Origin of the sequence: Bacillus sp. ATD (assembly GCF_050585765.1) — a bacterium.
Lineage (GTDB): Bacteria > Bacillota > Bacilli > Bacillales > Bacillaceae > Bacillus > Bacillus stercoris.
Genome location: NZ_JBOBQH010000001.1, coordinates 339,246 through 357,264 on the forward strand (window position 1 = coordinate 339,246; position 18,019 = coordinate 357,264).

Here is an 18,019-nt window from a genome sequence, read left to right on the forward strand (position 1 = left end):
CTTTTAAGCTTAAATTCCCCCCGTTAAACACGTTATATTCCCATATAATAGATAAAAATCCCCCTATAAGGTACACTCTCAGTGTTTTAAAGGAGGATTCTATTTTTTGATTAAATTCAAACAAACCAACGAATATGAAAAGGATACCAGGATAAATTATCAGCATTTTGATTAGTGACTCTTAATAATTTCAACCGTCCATTGGGTTGTACTTGCCAATATGCTAAACTGCCATGAGAAGAAACATTGGTATATTGAAAGTTTCGATCCGGTGCCATTTCTTTTGGAAATTCAATATATTCTTCTGACTTCCCTTTAGAAATCCCTTTAACAGCTCCAGATAATTCCACTTCATTTCCTATTTTTCTAATTCGAGGAAGGGTATCTTGTGCATAAACTTTTGCATTATTTAATAACTTGACCTCATTATAAATAAAACCACTATCATACTTGGAAGGGTAAATCGAGTTAGTTAAGGTATTGGGCTGGGTATTTTTCAATTCCTCTATTTTATTTAAAGCTGACTCAAAATCTTTTACTAGCATATATTGTAATGACTTTTCATTCTCTAGGTTAGTGTATCTTAAATCAATATCTTTTGTATTCAAGGGCTCAAATATTAGTTCTTCTTTAAAGCTTTCTTTATCAGTGCATTTATAAAGATATGAGAATAGATCATTGGGTGACAATTTTAAATTCCTGTCTAATAGATATTTATAAGAATTTCTCCAATGTACACCAATAGTGTTTTCAGCATGTAATAAGGCAGGATTGTTAAACATTAGAGAGAGCCAATTCAATATATTTTTGTTGGTGAATTGATTGGTTGATCTATAAGGGAAATGAGCTAATTTCAGATTCAACTTGCCGTCTATTTTTTGTTTTCCTTTATAATAAACGTAATGGTTCCCATTCCCTATTTTATAATTTGTATAATCCTTTTTGTCTTGACAAATTAAAGATTTTGCCGATTGATACTTTTTTCTTCTATACCTTATCTTTTCTAAAACGTTTTCGTTAAACGAAACGTTTTCTAAGTAAACGTACTCAAGCCTATCCATTTGATAGACATTTCCTGGCTTAATGTTTTCTTTGATTTCAGTTATATCTCCATAAATAAACTCGTCAGCATCCAAAAAAACAATTGCGTCAAAATTAAGTTCCTTGGAAATTCTATGATAAGCTTCAGTGGTTTTTTTATTTTGTTCAAATGAAGGATCGTCGTCCTCCCATAGAGTTAAAGGTAATCCTTCTTTCAATAAATTTTTTAATATTGTTCTAGTTTCATCATTTGGACGGTTAATTGAAATAAACATATGATCAAGAAATTTTAAATTGTATCTAACGAAAACTTCTATAATATCAGCTTCATTCTTTACCCTTGTAAAGGGAACAATAGTTCTTTTAATTAAAATTTGTTTTCTTTCTACCATCGCCTTCTTTTTATTCTATACAAAAAAAGATAATAACAAGTTTTAGATATATTGAATTGTAATATGAAAAGGTTCCATATTGTACTTAGTGTCAAATATTCTACAGATCAGCTCAGAGTAACCTTTAATAATTAACAGGGAAACATTGGGAATTTTGGTATCGTGCTTTGGTTAAGTCCAAAAGTGAAAAATTAATCATTATCTGTTACAATAGAGAGCAGTGTTAATTTAGACTTTTTGTGAACCAAAACTAATATTTTAAGGAAGATTAGAATGAATGCATTAGTGAGAATACTGAAAGAGCAAGCAACGTCATTTTCTTTAATATTACGCTTGGCAGCTTACGAAACAAAATCAAAATACCAAATGAACTATTTGGGTGTGCTGTGGCAGTTGTTAAATCCACTCATTCAAATGTTGGCCTACTGGTTTGTTTTTGGGATCGGGATTAGAAAAAGCACTGATGTGGTTACGGGTATTGGTGAAGTGCCCTTTATCATTTGGATGCTAGCCGGTTTGATTCCGTGGTTTTTTATCAGCCCGACGATTCTAGATGGTTCAAACAGTGTATATAAGCGAATCAACATGGTGGCCAAAATGAATTTTCCAATTAGCTCGCTTCCTTCAGTAGCGATTGTGGCAAACCTGTTCAGCTATTTTGTGATGATGGTGATTTATATCGTTGCATTAACAGCGTCTGGTATTTATCCAAGTCTTCATTGGGTTGAATACATTTACTATTTTATCTGTATGGTTATATTTATGTTTGCCTTTAGTTTGTTTAATTCAACCATTAGTGTGCTTGTTAGGGACTATCAGTTTTTGCTCCAATCTGTGACAAGGCTACTGTTTTTTTTGTTGCCTATCTTTTGGGATATAGCACATCAGTTAGGGAAAGAGCATCCCGTTTTACTAACAGCTATTAAACTGAATCCACTTTTTTATATTTTAGATGGATTTAGAAGCAGCTTTTTCGACGGAAGCTGGTTCTTCGAAGATATAACATACACGTTGTATTTCTGGGCTTTCACATTATTGCTCTTGACCGTAGGATCTGTCCTGCATATGAAATTCAGAGATAGGTTTGTTGACTTTCTTTAATACGTAAGGAGATTTTAAAGATGAAACTAAAAGTTTCGTTTCGAAATGTTTCAAAACAGTATCAGCTTTATGAAAAACAATCGGATAAAATTAAAGGGCTGTTTTTTCCGAATAAGGATAAAAGTTTTTTTGCTGTTCGGAATGTCTCCTTTGACGTGTACGAAGGGGAGACTATCGGATTTGTAGGGATTAATGGATCGGGAAAATCGACGATGTCCAACCTGCTGGCAAAAATCATTCCGCCGACAAGTGGTGAAATTGAAATGAACGGGCAACCTTCCCTGATTGCAATTTCCGCAGGATTAAACAATGCGCTGACGGGCAGAGACAACATTCGTCTCAAGTGTTTAATGATGGGTCTCACAAATAAAGAAATTGATGAGATGTATGACAGCATCGTTGAATTTGCAGAAATCGGCGAGTTTATCAATCAGCCGGTTAAAAGCTATTCCAGCGGAATGAAGTCCCGGCTTGGCTTTGCGATCTCAGTGCATATTGATCCCGATATTTTAATTATTGACGAAGCGTTATCAGTAGGTGATCAAACCTTCTATGATAAATGTGTCGACAGAATTACCGAGTTTAAAAATCAAGGGAAAACCATTTTCTTTGTCAGCCATTCAATCGGTCAAATCGAGAAAATTTGCGATCGGGTTGCCTGGATCGATAATGGCGAGCTTCGCATGTTTGATGACACAAAGACGGTCGTAAAGGAATATAAAGAATTTATCAGCTGGTTTAAAAAGCTTTCCAAAAAAGAGAAAGACAAATATAAAAAAGAGCAATTAGCAAGTCGCAAAAAGGTTTTGTCTGAAGAAGATCTAGCTCATCCTGAAAAAGAAAAGAAAAAACAAAAATCTTTGGCAAATATCATTCCGATTGCAGGTTTGTCCATCCTGCTCGTATTGGCCGCCGGAGCGATGTTTGTTTAAAAGAAAAAGCTATTGGATATAAAATGAAACACCTTCTAGTTTGGAAACGGATAGTTGTTATCCGAAATAAGACTAGGAGGTGTTTTTTCTATGGGACAAAAGTGAGTGATCCGGTTGAAGTTAAACAGAAGGCTGTAGAAATGAGACTGTAGGCGTGCCTATGAAAGAAATCATTAAGGAATTGAATATTTAGAATAAGAAGCAGGTTCAGACATCGGTTAGAGGCACAAGGCTGGAGGTAACATCAATTCGAACAGCCTGTTGGAAGCAATACACTTTCGAAAAAGGGCCGGAGTATGCTTCCGAAATTAGAGAAGCTGCAGGCAGAGAATAATTACCTGAGATAACAGAATGAAGTGTTAAAACAGTCAAACTTGCAGAGGTATTGCACAGCACAATGATCGTGCAGGATATCTACGTTCATTTTAGTATCTCATGAACGTCTTATTTTCGTTGGAAGAAGAAATCACCTCAAACGCAATTTTGGAAAACAAATCGGCACGCTGTGGACAGCACAAGTATCGATATGTATATCAGAAAATCACAGCCATATTAAATGGCAGTGCTGGGCTAAGATGAAAAAGCGTAAGAAGAATGGACAGTCATATGCGTGTTCGATAATATATTAGTCGGAACTTTCAGTCTGATCATATTTTTGAAAAACTAGTAACGTACATCATGTTTTTTTGCTTTATGGACAGAATAAATTGCACCTTTCCAATATATTGTATGTATCCAATGGAGATGTTATTGCTTTTACGCTTGGAGATAAGCAGGACAGAAACTTTGTTTTATACACACTTGATCAAGCTGCCAGCATGCCTGAGAATTGCGTGTTACATAGTAATCATATACATCTTACTAGTATCAGAAAGCTGTTAAAACACCATGAGCATATCCCGCAAAGGGACGCCGCTGATAATGCTTTCATCGAATCGTTTCATTCCTCACTAAATTATGGTACGTTTTATTGTATCTTAACAGCATTGATCAAACCACGTTTGCCATTTTAGAACGCACTGCCAAAGAATACATTTATTTATAACAACATTCGTATTCAAACGAAATAAAACAACCAATCACCGATAAACGATCGGCAATTGGCTGTATAAACTGTGTTTTGATCTCTGTCTCAAAAACGGGGGCAGTCCCCATGTCTATCCAATACTTTTTTATTAAAATTCTTCTTTTGACAGAAGGTCCTGCATAAATGGAATCAGTGAATCCTTCAGTTCGCTGTCCTGCATGGCAAATTCGAGAGTTGTCTGGATAAAACCGAGTTTTTCTCCAACATCATAGCGTTTGCCTTCAAAGTCATAAGCAAATACGCGCTGGATTTCGTTTAACTGCTGAATGGCATCGGTCAGCTGGATCTCTCCGCCTGCACCTATTTGCTGTTTATCTAAGTACATGAAAATTTCAGGAGTAAAGACATACCGTCCCAAAATCGCAAGGTTAGATGGTGCCGTGCCCGGTTTTGGTTTTTCAACAAAGTTTTTGACCTGATATAGGCGCCCTTCGTTTGTTAGAGGATCAATGATCCCGTAGCGGTGCGTTTGGTCTTCAGGTACTTGCTGAACGCCAATAACGGAAGAGAGAGTCTTTTCGTACTCGTCCATCAGCTGGCGAAGACCAGGTTTTTCTCCTTGGACAATGTCGTCTCCAAGGAGAACTGCGAATGGCTCGTCTCCGATAAAGTTGCGTGCGCACCAAACGGCATGCCCAAGTCCTTTTGGTTCTTTTTGGCGAATATAGTGGATATCAGCGAGGTTTGATGCTTTTTTTACTTTTTCAAGCAGTTCAGTTTTACCCTTTTCCTCAAGGTTTCTTTCGAGTTCCGGCGAGAAATCGAAATGGTCTTCAATGGCTCGTTTGCTCTTACCTGTTACGATGATAATATCTTCAATGCCGGCTTCAACGGCTTCTTCAATAATATATTGAATGGTTGGCTTATCTACGATTGGAAGCATTTCTTTAGGCATCGCTTTCGTTGCAGGGAGGAAACGTGTTCCAAGACCTGCGGCGGGAATTATCGCTTTACGAACTTTTTTCAATTCAATACACCTTCCTTAAACTATGTTTTCTAGTCAGCTAGAAAAAAACGCTTGGCAAGCAGAGAATATATGTATGCTATACCCCGAAAAATTACAATTACAAACACATCATATAAGAAAAACAATTCTTAAACAAGTGTAAACAGGTATAAAGCGTAAAGGTGTTATATAATGAAAGGAAATTTCATTCTTCAACAGGAAGGTTTGCGGTTTGATCTCTGGATGTTTTATGATGAGTATATCGTCTTGAGAAATCCAAAGGTACGATATATTTCCAACCAGAAAACTTAGGAAAAAAGCTACTCATATAGAAAACAGGTGATAGAAAAATGAAGAAACTAAAAGTCATGACAGTATTCGGCACGCGCCCTGAAGCAATAAAAATGGCGCCGCTCGTGCTTGAATTAAGAAAATATCCTCAAATTGAGTCTTATGTGACGGTTACAGCCCAGCATAGGCAAATGCTTGATCAGGTACTTGAAGCTTTTGACTTAAAGCCTGATTTTGATTTGAATATCATGAAAGAAAGGCAAACGCTGGCTGAAATTACGTCTAATGCGCTTGTGAAGCTAGACGAGCTGTTTCAGTCCATCAAACCGGACATTGTGCTTGTTCACGGTGATACGACAACAACATTTGCGGGGAGTCTTGCTGCTTATTATCACCAAATTTCCGTCGGCCATGTAGAGGCGGGGCTTAGAACCGGAAACAAATACTCGCCGTTTCCTGAAGAGCTGAACAGGCTTCTGACGGGATCGATTGCCGATTTTCATTTTGCGCCGACAGAGCAGGCCGAAAAGAATTTACTCCGCGAAAATAAAGATCCGGAGACGATTTTCATCACCGGAAATACCGCAATTGATGCACTTCGCACAACAGTAAGGGACGGCTATTCACATCCCGTCCTTGAAAAAATCGGAAGTGACAAGATGATTTTACTTACCGCACATCGGCGTGAAAATTTAGGGAAGCCGATGGAAAACATGTTTAAAGCGATCAGGCGAATCGTCGAAGAATTTGACGGCGTACAGGTCGTTTATCCCGTTCATCTCAATCCCGCTGTCCGTGAAGCGGCTGCAAAGCACTTCGGCGATTTGGATAAAGTCCATCTGTTAGAGCCGCTCGAAGTCATCGATTTTCACAACTTCGCTGCTGAAGCTCACTTCATCCTCACCGACTCGGGTGGGGTGCAGGAAGAAGCGCCGTCGCTTGGAAAGCCGGTCCTCGTGCTTCGCGATACTACGGAACGGCCAGAAGGCGTTCGGGCTGGTACGCTTAAACTGGCAGGAACGGATGAAGATAAGATCTATGAACTGAGTAAACAGCTGTTGACCGATCAAGATGAATATCGCAAAATGTCCCAGGCTTCAAACCCATACGGGGACGGACGGGCTTCGCGGCGAATTGCGGAGGCGCTGCTTTATAGTTACGGATACCGAAGAGTACGGCCTGATGTGTTTAAAGATAAATAAAAAAGCTTCCTTTACAGGAAGCTTTTTTATTTATTAAGGCTCTCTTTCAGTTCGTCTGTAATGTTAGACAGAGAGCTTTGTCGGCTTGCAGTAATAGATTCCGTTTATTTTTGTGCTGTCGCCTTTCAGCTCATACTGAATGACTTTTGAGCGTGCTTCTTTAAAGCCGGATGGATATCCCAATTATAGTCAAACGTGAGATTTGTTTTAACGTTGTTTTCGATCACTTTGAACATATCTCCAATTTCGTGATATATTGGCGCCTTTATTAATGATTCCTTCGAGAACTTGACGCTGTCTATTCCGATGCCCGAAATCGCATTTCCGATCCTCTTTCCTCATTCTCGTATCAGCGAGCGCTTCTTTTTCATTCAGCGTAATCTCACCTTTGCCGAATGAATAGCCGTCATAGCGAAAGCGAACGTACTGTTCACGGTAATGCCCGGCCAAAGCATATCTACGACTTCTCTGAAACTTTCCATGTTCACTTTAACCAAATAATCGACCAAAACGTCTAGAAAATTATCAACCGTTTCTGAATCTGAACACCACCGAATGCGTATAAATGGTTGATCTTATCCATCTTACCTATGCTGATAATTTCAGTATCCCTCGGAATGCTAACAATTTCAGTCGTTTTCGTTTTCGGATTCACCGTCATATAGATCAGGTTCCTTATCACCATCCCGTTCATCGACACCCTTGAGAAGCACGGAAAACGGATCATGTTTATCAATATCAACAGCTGAATCGTGTTTTGATTTGTTAATATTTTCATGAATGTTTGCCACAGTAGATGCCGTTTTATTCCATAAGTAATAGGAGTAGCCTTCTGTGCTGAGAACAAAAAATTCCAATCAAGCAATAATTATAAGGGGCTTTTTTTCTATTTATTTCTCTTTTCAGCTCTCATATAGCCCTCAACTTTTAATAGCTACTTTGATTAAATTTTTTAAAAATTCAAAAATAAAAAAATATATGTGTCCTTTTGGATAGACGAAATTCTTAGAAAAATGTTTCAAAAAAAACAATCAATCTGCAAAATTTTTCGCTAAAATTAAAGAATCTGTTGGAATTTGTCGATAAAAAGGGAGAGGTGAAGAAGATGAAAAAACTCATAGTTCTGACATTATCAATGCTGCTTTTGTTGTCAGCCTGCGGCACTTCGAGCCAATCGGAGGACAAGTCTAGCTCAGGCAATAAAAATGCGGCATCTGAAGAAACCATCACTAAAGAAGGTTCATTCGCGGGGTTGGCTGACAGCCACACAATTGCGGTGAACATCGATGGCAAAGAAACAACGCTTCAAATTGATGAAGATCTTCAGGAAAAAGTCAATTCCATTGAAGAGGGCAAAAAAGTCGAAGTCCAATATACAAAAGTCGAGAATGGCGTTTTGGAGTTGAAAAGCATCGAAATCAAATAAAGAGCTGAATCAAGGGAGGCATAACGTTTTGAAAAAGATGAAGCTTCTGGTTCTGTCGTCAGTAACTGCTGCAGCTCTGATGTTTACGCAATCTGCCCAGGCTGCCGACAAAACAATTTCGGTAAAGTTAAGTAATTATTTGGGCAATAAATCAAGTGTTGATATCGACATTACCGGCTCATACGAAATTCCAGGCTCGGGAATCTCCGCGACAGAGCGGTACGGCGGGGCGACCCGCTTCGATGTGGCAAACAATGTCGCATCTGCCGGATGGACGAACCCGAGCACAGTCGTGATTGTCAATCGGGACGCTTTTGCGGACGCGCTCTCTGCAGCTCCGCTTGCAAAGAAGTACGATGCGCCGATTCTATTAACAGATGCGGGAACGCTGACGGCGAAAACCGAAACTCAAATTGCCAAGATGAAGCCTGATAACATCTTAATTATCGGTGGAACAACGAGCGTTTCCAAAAATGTTGAAAACACACTGAAAAAGTATGGGGCAATTGTCCGTATCGGCGGCGCTAACCGCTATGACGTGTCTAAAAATATTGCGAGCCGGATGGGGTCCTACAGCCAGGCGATTGTTGCCACCGGTCTGGTCTTCTCCGACGCTCTGTCGATCGCGCCTTATGCGGCAATGAACGGTTATCCGATACTGCTCTCAGGGAATAATACGATCCGTAGCGATTACAATATTCCGAGCAAAGTTACAATCGTCGGCGGTCCGTTGAGTGTCAGCACAAGTGTTGAAAACACATTAAAGAAAAAAGCGGCTGTTACCCGCATCGGCGGTGCGAACAGGTATGAAGTGTCAGCGAATATTGTTAACGCGCTTAACATGAACGCATCAAAGGTTTTCATGTCTAACGGAACGACTTTTGCGGATGCACTGGCCGGTTCCGTCCTTGCAGCCAAACAAAAGCATCCTTTGCTGCTTGTCCAATCGGGCAGCCTGCCGACTCCTGTTGCAGATGTAGTCGCGAAAAAAGGAACCCAGTCTTTTGCTTTGCTTGGGGGGACCACCTCAATTACGGATTCATTGAAAAATAGTCTGGCAGACATGCTTACCGGAGACGGATACTCTGTTAATCTATCGAGCGGAAAGCTTGTGCTCTACAAAAATAATAATGCTGTCAAAACGCTTGGAACGACATTTACGGCGTCACCTAAAAAATATTCGACATCAAATTCCATCAGCATCAACGGAAGGCCTTATTTAGGCAATATGAAGTTTACGATTGAATCAAGCAAATATGTTCGGCCGATAAACGAAAACATTCCGTTCGAAGATTATTTAAAAGGTGTTGTACCGCACGAAATGCCGGCAAGCTGGCAGACAGAAGCGTTAAAAGCCCAAGCGGTGGCAGCTAGAACATATTCGGTTGGTTCCGCAGGAAAAGTAGTGGCTGATACACAAGCGTTTCAAGTTTACGGTGGATATGACTGGAATTCGAAGACATCCAGCGTTGTAAATACAACAAAAGGACAAGTTTTAAAATATAACGGCAACTTGATTTCGGCTGTTTACTCATCGAGTAATGGGGGATATACGGAAGCAAGCGCAGAGGTATGGGGCGGCAATGTTCCATATTTAATCGCCAAAGCGGATACATACGATCCGAAAAACAGCTGGTCGATATCCTTGAATAAAACGCAGATCAATACCAGCGGCTTAAACCTAAAGAGCCCTAGCACATGGTGGAATACGACAAATGAAACGAACTCCGCCTATTTGTCCGGATTGAAAAGCTGGTTTATTACCAATAAATATCCTAGTGCAGAATCCATTAAGATCACGAAAATCTCAAGCGTGACCTTGAGCAGCGCGAAAACTGCCGGTCAGCGGCCGAAAACAGCAGAGGTGAAGTTTTCTTACTTTGTCAAAGAAAAATCAAACGGCTATGTTCTGTCAAACGGAAATCTCTCGGAAAAAACAGCGACGATTTCCGTGACGACGACTCAATTAAGATCGATGCTGGGCGGCATGAATATGAAGAGCACGTATGCTTCTGTATCCAACAATACGAACGCTTTTACTCTCAGCGGTAAAGGATTCGGCCATGGCATCGGCATGAGTCAGTACGGAGCAAATGCCAGAGCTGCTGCCGGGCACGATTACAAGAAAATCTTAAGTTTTTATTATCCAAATACGACTCTATCAAGCTATTAATAGAGTTAGAACAGGAGGCAGCAGTGCCTCCTCTGTTCATGTTCAGGGGAAAATATAACATTTACATTTTTGGAGGTTATTTTTTTGAGGGTTTTTCTTAAAGCTGTACCTATTTTGTTGTTGGGATTCTTTTTGTTTGCGCCTAATGTATTTGCAGCCAACTCTGTCACAAGATTAGACGGTGCAAACCGTTTTGAGGTCGCGGTGAATGTTTCCAAGCAGGGATGGTCAAGTGCAAGCACTATCATTGTTGCAAATGGAAAGGCATATGCAGACGTCCTTTCAGCGACTCCGTTTGCCTATCGAAACAACGCGCCTGTTTTATTAACTGAAGCGTCTAAATTACCAACGGCGACAAAAAACCGAATTAGTCAGTTAAAACCTAGCAAAGTGATCGTAATCGGCGGAACCGTCAGCGTTCAAAACGGCGTCGTAAACGAGATTAAAAAGCTTGGTGTGTCATCTGTCGAACGCATCGGTGGAGCGAATCGCTACGAGGTTGCGGCGAATATTGCGAATAAGCTGCCGAAAAATTCAAAAGCAGTCATCGCAAACGGAACGGCGTATGCTGACAGCCTTGCGATCGGCGCATATGCCGCAAGAAACGGCATTCCGATTCTTTTAACATCTTCAAATTCCATACCGACAGCGACAAAAAATGCGATGAAGAGCAAAGGAACAACATCGACCATTGTCATAGGCGGTGAAGTCAGCATCTCCAGCAGCGTATACAAACAACTTGCTTCTCCGACGCGGATCGGCGGCAGCAACCGCTATGAAGTAGCGACAAATGTCGTCAAGAAATATTATTCATCTGCGAAAAATGCAATTATCAGCAACGGCTATGCGTATGCCGATGGATTAACAGGATCTGTTCTGGCGGCTAAGCAAAACCGTCCGATGATGTTCACGAATGCATCGTCTTTACCGACACCGACAAGAGAAGTGATCGGTTCCAAAAACATGACGACGTTTACCGTGCTTGGCGGAACGGTTTCTCTTCAATCAAATGTCGTGTCACAGCTGAAAAATCCGATCGTAGGAAAAAAAATCTTCATTGATGCAGGGCACGGAGGTACAGACAGCGGTGCTATCGGCAACAGTCTATATGAAAAAAGTGTGAACCTTGATGTTGCGAAATTAATTAATACGAAATTATCAAACGGTGGTGCTCTGCCAATAATGGCGAGAACGAACGACACTTACCTGACGCTCGCACAGCGCGTGTCAAAAGCGCAGACAAATAAAGCAGATTTGTTTGTCAGCATCCATGCAAACTCGGCAACGCCTGCTGCTTCCGGAACAGAAACCTACTATTATACGACGTATGAATCAGCCAACAGTAAAAGGTTGGCAACCGAGATTCAAAATCGTCTCTATGTAGCGCTGAATACAACAAACCGCAGTGTGAAAATCGGCAACTTCCATGTCATCAGGGAATCCAAAATGCCAAGCTGCCTTGTTGAACTTGCGTTTATCACCAATGTCAACGATGCGGCTAAGCTCAAAAGCTCAATCTACAAAGAAAAAGGCGCTAAAGCGATTTACGACGGAATCGTTGCTTACTATTAATATATAAACAGAAAATTCGTTTTTTGGAAAAACTGCCTATGCTGCCTTTGTTTTGTCTTTATAATATAGTATGATATTTTTGGTGAATTTAAAGACAAAACGGAGGCATGCACTTTTAACAAAAGATCAACGAATTTACTAATTTTAATAACTTTTTTACATTATGTTTACGTCCGTATGCTACACTGACGAAAAGATCTAACAGTAACATACTAATCGAGGTGTATGCTAGTGAGTATCGACAAAAGTTTAAGAATGTACAATGAATATTCAAGCCAGCAAACATATTCCTGTGCTCTATCTAAAAAAGCAGTACGATATTTATATATGAAACGGATAATGGACATCGTCCTTTCCTTGATTGGGCTCGCTCTTACACTACCGTTTATTCTGCTGTTTTGTATATTAATCTGTATTGAAACACCGGGTTCCCCTTTATACCGCCAGGAACGCGTCGGAAAAGACGGGAAGCATTTTAAGGTGATCAAATTGCGTTCTATGAGAATTGACGCAGAAAAATCCGGTGCAAAATGGGCGCAGAAGGATGATCCGCGCGTTACTGCAGTCGGGTCTTTTATAAGAAGAACCAGAATCGATGAACTTCCGCAGTTAATCAATGTGCTGGCTGGTGACATGAGCCTTGTGGGGCCAAGGCCTGAAAGACCAATGTTTACCGCTCAGTTTCACAACGAAATTCCGGGATTTAAAAACCGCTTAATTGTTAAACCGGGGTTAACGGGACTTGCTCAGGTAAACGGAGGCTATGATATCAGTCCGAGAGAAAAATTGGTGCACGATCTGTATTACATTCGGAATTTAACGTTTCTTCTCGATTTAAAGGTTATACTGAAAACGATTAAAGTTGTACTGACTGGCGAAGGAGCTAGATAATACGAGGAAGTTAGGAATGTGCTATGTCTACCATTACGAAACAAATATTAAGCGGTGCAAAATGGACAAGTGTTTCAACCTTGATCGTCACGGTCATTCAAATTATACAGTTTGCACTGCTCGGCAATATCATGACAATTGCCGAATTCGGTTTGGTCGGGATGCTGACCACTGTTACTATTTTCACACAAATTGTACTCGATATGGGATTTGGAGCCGCATTAATTCAAAAGGAGAATATCAGTGAACGCCAATTATCTACTTTGTATTGGCTGAATATCTTAACGGGCATCCTTTTGTTTATCGGCCTGTTTTGCCTGAGTCCGTTCATCGCAGACTTTTATCAGCGGGACGAACTGGTTTTTCTTGTGCGGATCTTGGCCGGCATGTTTTTAATCGCCCCGGTCGGGCAGCAGTATCAATATTTGTTGCAAAAAGAACTGAAGTTCAATGTGTTGAGCAAAATAGAAGCCGGGGTCACCGTTTTGTCATTTGTGCTCCTGCTCGTTTTGGTTTTTCTGATGGATCCAATTGTGGCCTATGCATTTTCACAAGTTTTTCTTAATTCGGTTAAAGGCATCATGTTTTTTGCTGCATATTTTAAAAAATGGCGTCCTTCTTTTGTCTTTGCATTTGGGGAAGTGAAAGAATTTTTCTCTTTCGGCGCGTTTCAGCTTGCTTCCAGGCTTGTAAACAGACTTGGCGCCAATATCGACATGATTTTGATCGGACGGTTTCTCGGTGCGGAAGCTTTGGGAATCTATAACCTAGCTTATCAGATTATTACGATTCCCGTATTAAAAATCAACCCGATCGTGACACGGGTAGCGTTTCCTGTCTTCTCAAAAAATAAGGGAGACAACCAAACGCTGCGCGAAGGTTTTTTAAATATGACAAAGCTCCTCGCACTGATTTCATTCCCGCTTCTGATCGGACTGATGACTGTTTCAGATTTATTTATTGAAGTCGCCTTCGGAGAAAAATGGCTGCAGGCTGTACCGGTTCTAAACATTCTCGCGATTGTCGGACTGCTCAGGGTTCTGATGAATCCGAATGGATCGGTTTTGCTGGCGAAGGGCAGAGCAGACCTGGCATTTTATTGGGACAGTGGGATCATGCTCCTTTATGGGCTGTCTCTTTACGCGGCGGTATTAACGAATGACTTGACGATCACCGCTTGGACATATGCAGCGATCAGCCTGATTAATTTCTTTATTGGCAGATGGCTGCTCAAATATGTCATCCAGCTGAAGCTGGGCGTATATTTTCGAACAGTTGGAAAACCGCTGGCCTTGACGCTGCTTATGGCATTGCTGGCGCTTGTTTTGAGCGTTGGCAGCAGGCATCTGCTTCACGGCGCCATGCTTCAGCTGACAGTTTCAGTCGGGATAAGCGGGATTTTTTACGTTTTTTTGGTCAGCAAATTATATCGGCGGGCTATGAGGGCCCAATTAGGAAGATGACAGCAGAAAGGGCGGTTCATCATTGAAGGTTCTTTGGATTACCAGTGTTTATCCAAGTAGTCAAAAACCGGGAGAAGGTGTTTTTCATGAAACACAGGTTCAGGCGTTGTATATGCAGGGCGTTGATGTGACGGTCATATGTCCATTGCCTGTGAACCCTGCTCCTCTGAGGCTGTTGAAAAAAAAATACCGCCAAGCACGAACAGTCCCGGAATATGAAGAAAGAAAAGGTATCCCGGTTTACAGACCACCATATAGGGCTCTGCCTGGACAGCTAAAATGGGCACAGCCGCATCGTCGGATCGCAAAGTCAGTATTGAGTACGATCGAGAAGTACAGCCTTGCGCCGAATCTTATCCATGCCCATTTCGCGATGCCATCCGGGGGTGCCGCAGCCGTTATTGCACAGAGGCTAAAGGTTCCTTATGTTCTAACTTTGCACGGAAGTGATGTCAATATTTATCCTCATTACAGCAAAGGCGCTTTTCGAGCATTTGATATGGCTGTGCATGCCTCAGCTAAAGTTTTGGCTGTCAGTGATGCTTTGAAAGCCAAAACAAAAGAAATGACCGGTGCTGAATGCTCGGTGCTTCCTATCGGCGTCAATCTGGATAATTTTCGGAAAAATTCCGCTTCAACACTTGAATTGAGGGAGAAACTCGGCTTGCCGAAAGACAAAAAATTGCTGACGTTCGTCGGTCGGTTGGTGAAAGGAAAGGGTGTAGCCGAGCTGGCTGAAGCGGTCAGGTCGCTTGATGACAGCTACAGAGCTGTATTCATCGGCGACGGACCGGAGAAGCAGCATATCCGTCAAATCGCTGGTGAAAAAGCAATATTAAAGGGGCAGGTCGCAAACCTTGAAATATCTGAATACCTGGCTGCCTCTGATCTGTTTGTGCTCCCTTCGTATTCAGAAGGGATGCCGACTGTTGTCATTGAAGCGCTAGCCCTCAAGGTTCCGGTGCTTTGTACGTCGGTCGGAGGGGTCCCGTCTTTATTCGGAAAGCATGAACATCTGCTGATCGAGCCCCGCTCGCCTTCAAGTATTACAGAAGCTGTCAAGGGATATTTGGAAGTCGGCACTTGGCAAGAAGTCATTGCTGAAGAATTGTATCAAACGGTGCTCGATGATTATGACGCCTTTCAAAATGCCGGCAAGTTGCTGGATGTGTATAAGGATGTTGTCAAGAACAATTAAGTTAGGATCTGTCGGTTAATATGGTATATGAATGTGGAATATAATACTGTCTAAATCCATTTATTTGCGTCTAAGCTAATAAAAATAATGATTGAGAAAACAGAAAACCCAGATTTTTTCAATAGAAAGAGATAAAGTCATTACCTAAATCAAGCTATTGGATTTGAAGGGTCAGCTGAAAGAAGGGAATGATAATGTTGAAAAGAATCGCTGTCATTGGGACGGGATATGTCGGGCTGGTGTCTGGAACTTGTTTTGCTGAAGTGGGAAACTCAGTTGTCTGCTGCGATATTGACGCTGAAAAAATAAGAGGACTCTTAGCCGGAGTAATGCCGATTTATGAGAACGGCCTAAAAGAGCTTGTGGATAAAAACGTAAACGAAAATCGCTTATTTTTCTCTACTGATATTCCAAAAGCGATTGAAGAAGCTGAGATTATTTATATTGCAGTTGGAACACCGATGTCGGAAACAGGGGAAGCAGATCTGACATTTGTTAAATCTGTTGCCGAAATGATCGGAAAGCATCTGAATGGCTATAAAGTCATCGTCAACAAAAGCACTGTCCCTGTTGGCACTGGAAAGCTCGTACAAAGTATTATACAACGCATTTCAAAAGGAGAAGCTCCTTTCGATGTCGTTTCGAATCCCGAATTCCTTCGTGAAGGAACAGCTATTTACGATACGATGAATATGGAAAGAGCCGTCATCGGCGCGACAAGCGAAAGGGCTGCTGCGATAATTGAAGAACTTCATAAGCCTTTTCAAACGAAAATTGTCAAGTCTAACCTTGAAAGTGCAGAAATGATTAAATATGCTGCAAATGCATTTTTGGCTACAAAGATTTCGTTCATTAATGATATCGCGAATATTTGCGAAAGAGTCGGAGCTGACGTATCAAAGGTGTCTGAAGGTGTCGGACTCGACAGCAGAATCGGTAATAAATTTTTAAAAGCCGGCATCGGCTTTGGCGGCTCCTGCTTCCCTAAAGATACAATGGCTTTATTGCATATCGCGAAGTCAGTTGGCTACCCTTTTAAAATGATTGAAGCCGTCATCGAGACGAACCAAAAGCAGCGTGTCCACATTGTGCAGAAGCTCCTTGATGTGTTCGGCGATTTAAACGGCAAGACCATTTCGATTCTTGGTTTGGCATTCAAGCCTAATACAAACGATATGCGCTCGGCTCCGTCTCTGGATGTCATTCCGATGCTGAGAAGTCTCGGTGCTAAAGTCAAAGCGTTTGATCCGATTGCGGTTCCTGAAGCAGAAAAAATTCTCGGCGATCAAGCTGTTTACAGCGAAGATCTGTATGAGACGATTCAAGATGCGGATGCCTGCGTCATATTAACAGAGTGGCAGGAAGTACAGAACATGGATATTACCAAACTCAAGGCCGCTTTGAAAAATCCCGTCTTAATCGATGGACGTAATATATTTGAAGTTGAAAAAATGAGAAACGAAGGAATGATCTATCATTCAATCGGACGGCCGGAAGTACAGGTAGAAGGAATTCTGACCAACGTATAAATGATGGGAGATAACAATGGGAAAAGTACTAGTGACAGTTGAGTGCGCTTTATCGGCTTGCATATTGCTGAACATCTTCTGAAAGAGAATTACCGGGTAGCAATTCTTGTTAAGTTAACTACGGGACACCAAATCAACATTGACGGTCTCCCGTTCGACTTTCATGAGCAGGATATTACGAAGCCGAAAGCCCTCGACGTCATCAAAAGCATTGATCCCGATTATATTATTCTTTTAGCTGCACAAATGAGCATAGCAGAATCTGTCAGCGTTTTTCAAATGATGAAAACATCAATATGAGGGACTAGCTCCATATTATGATAGCAGTTGGTGAATGCAATGTAAAAAAGATCGTCTTTGTATCATCAGCGGCTGTTTATGGATATCCGGTTATATCCGCCTGTCGACATCTGTCATAAAATAGAAACAAATCCAGACTCACCATACGGGGCGAAACTTACGGTAGATGAGCTATTTAAAGCCAGCCTATGATCTGTATGGAACCAAGTATTGCATTTTACGGTATAGCAACGTATATGGGCCACGCCAGAATGGGATAGGAGAGGCGACCTTGTGACCTTGTATCAACTTTCTCCAATTTGTAGACCCAGCGGTAAGGCTCCGGTGCTATTTGGAGACATGGATTTTATTGTAAATGTTGTGGCTTCTGCCAACGTCAAGGCGCTCAAAGCCTAATCAAATGGGAGAATATCCGCCACATCACACTGTGCTATGACGAAACATAGAATATCTAAAACTGGGAACCAAAATGCCA

General features: G+C 41.2%; 12 protein-coding genes and 3 pseudogenes. 12 read left to right on the top strand and 3 right to left on the bottom strand.

What is annotated here, in order from left to right:
- Window positions 1–116 precede the first annotated feature (116 nt).
- Window positions 117–1,433, bottom strand: coding sequence for a glycosyltransferase family 2 protein (locus ACQXR1_RS01715; RefSeq protein ID WP_430771622.1), 1,317 nt, complete (start codon window positions 1,431–1,433; stop codon window positions 117–119).
- 273 nt (window positions 1,434–1,706) lie between these two features.
- Between ACQXR1_RS01715 and ACQXR1_RS01720 the strand changes: the two genes are divergently transcribed.
- The 3 genes and pseudogenes from ACQXR1_RS01720 to ACQXR1_RS01730 all read left to right on the top strand — a co-directional run bounded on the left by ACQXR1_RS01720 (window position 1,707) and on the right by ACQXR1_RS01730 (window position 4,536).
- The gene (locus ACQXR1_RS01720; protein WP_106295374.1) at window positions 1,707–2,534 is read left to right on the top strand and encodes an ABC transporter permease; all 828 of its coding nucleotides are present in this window, start codon (window positions 1,707–1,709) and stop codon (window positions 2,532–2,534) included.
- A 20-nt stretch (window positions 2,535–2,554) separates the two neighbouring features.
- A pseudogene (gene tagH, locus ACQXR1_RS01725) lies at window positions 2,555–3,460 on the top strand (teichoic acids export ABC transporter ATP-binding subunit TagH); the annotation flags it as partial.
- Between the two features lie 146 nt (window positions 3,461–3,606).
- Window positions 3,607–4,536: pseudogene (locus tag ACQXR1_RS01730) on the top strand (IS3 family transposase).
- A 105-nt stretch (window positions 4,537–4,641) separates the two neighbouring features.
- Here the strand turns inward: ACQXR1_RS01730 and galU are convergent.
- A complete protein-coding gene (gene galU, locus ACQXR1_RS01735; RefSeq protein WP_014481080.1) occupies window positions 4,642–5,520 on the bottom strand; it encodes a UTP--glucose-1-phosphate uridylyltransferase GalU in 879 nt (292 codons plus the stop codon).
- Window positions 5,521–5,849: 329 nt separating this feature from the next.
- Between galU and wecB the strand changes: the two genes are divergently transcribed.
- A complete protein-coding gene (wecB, locus tag ACQXR1_RS01740; RefSeq protein WP_430771624.1) occupies window positions 5,850–6,992 on the top strand; it encodes a non-hydrolyzing UDP-N-acetylglucosamine 2-epimerase in 1,143 nt (380 codons plus the stop codon).
- Between the two features lie 26 nt (window positions 6,993–7,018).
- Here wecB and ACQXR1_RS01745 read toward each other — a convergent pair.
- Window positions 7,019–7,905 (bottom strand): annotated as a pseudogene (locus tag ACQXR1_RS01745) (LCP family protein).
- 192 nt (window positions 7,906–8,097) lie between these two features.
- Between ACQXR1_RS01745 and ACQXR1_RS01750 the strand changes: the two are divergent.
- The 8 genes from ACQXR1_RS01750 to ACQXR1_RS01785 all read left to right on the top strand — a co-directional run bounded on the left by ACQXR1_RS01750 (window position 8,098) and on the right by ACQXR1_RS01785 (window position 17,544).
- A complete protein-coding gene (locus ACQXR1_RS01750; protein ID WP_430771626.1) occupies window positions 8,098–8,418 on the top strand; it encodes a hypothetical protein in 321 nt (106 codons plus the stop codon).
- Between the two features lie 28 nt (window positions 8,419–8,446).
- Window positions 8,447–10,591 (top strand): SpoIID/LytB domain-containing protein, encoded by a 2,145-nt coding sequence (locus ACQXR1_RS01755; protein WP_430771628.1) that lies wholly within the window; start codon window positions 8,447–8,449, stop codon window positions 10,589–10,591.
- Between the two features lie 84 nt (window positions 10,592–10,675).
- Window positions 10,676–12,163, top strand: a complete 1,488-nt coding sequence (locus ACQXR1_RS01760) for an N-acetylmuramoyl-L-alanine amidase (protein WP_168781623.1) — start codon at window positions 10,676–10,678, stop codon at window positions 12,161–12,163.
- Window positions 12,164–12,418: 255 nt separating this feature from the next.
- On the top strand, window positions 12,419–13,054 hold the full coding sequence (locus tag ACQXR1_RS01765) for a sugar transferase (RefSeq protein WP_430771778.1): 636 nt from the start codon (window positions 12,419–12,421) through the stop codon (window positions 13,052–13,054).
- Between the two features lie 23 nt (window positions 13,055–13,077).
- Window positions 13,078–14,517 carry a teichuronic acid biosynthesis protein TuaB gene (gene tuaB / locus ACQXR1_RS01770; RefSeq protein WP_430771629.1) on the top strand — a complete coding sequence of 480 codons (1,440 nt, stop codon included), beginning with the start codon at window positions 13,078–13,080 and terminating at the stop codon, window positions 14,515–14,517.
- 22 nt (window positions 14,518–14,539) lie between these two features.
- Window positions 14,540–15,715: a teichuronic acid biosynthesis protein TuaC gene (tuaC, locus tag ACQXR1_RS01775; RefSeq protein ID WP_430771630.1), complete on the top strand. Its 1,176-nt coding sequence runs from the start codon at window positions 14,540–14,542 to the stop codon at window positions 15,713–15,715.
- A 188-nt stretch (window positions 15,716–15,903) separates the two neighbouring features.
- Entirely contained in the window at window positions 15,904–17,244 is a 1,341-nt protein-coding gene (gene tuaD / locus ACQXR1_RS01780) for a UDP-glucose 6-dehydrogenase TuaD (RefSeq protein ID WP_430771631.1), read from the top strand.
- Between the two features lie 42 nt (window positions 17,245–17,286).
- Complete coding sequence (locus tag ACQXR1_RS01785) at window positions 17,287–17,544, top strand: NAD-dependent epimerase/dehydratase family protein (RefSeq protein WP_430771632.1); 258 nt, start codon at window positions 17,287–17,289, stop codon at window positions 17,542–17,544.
- The last annotated feature ends 475 nt before the right edge of the window (window positions 17,545–18,019 follow it).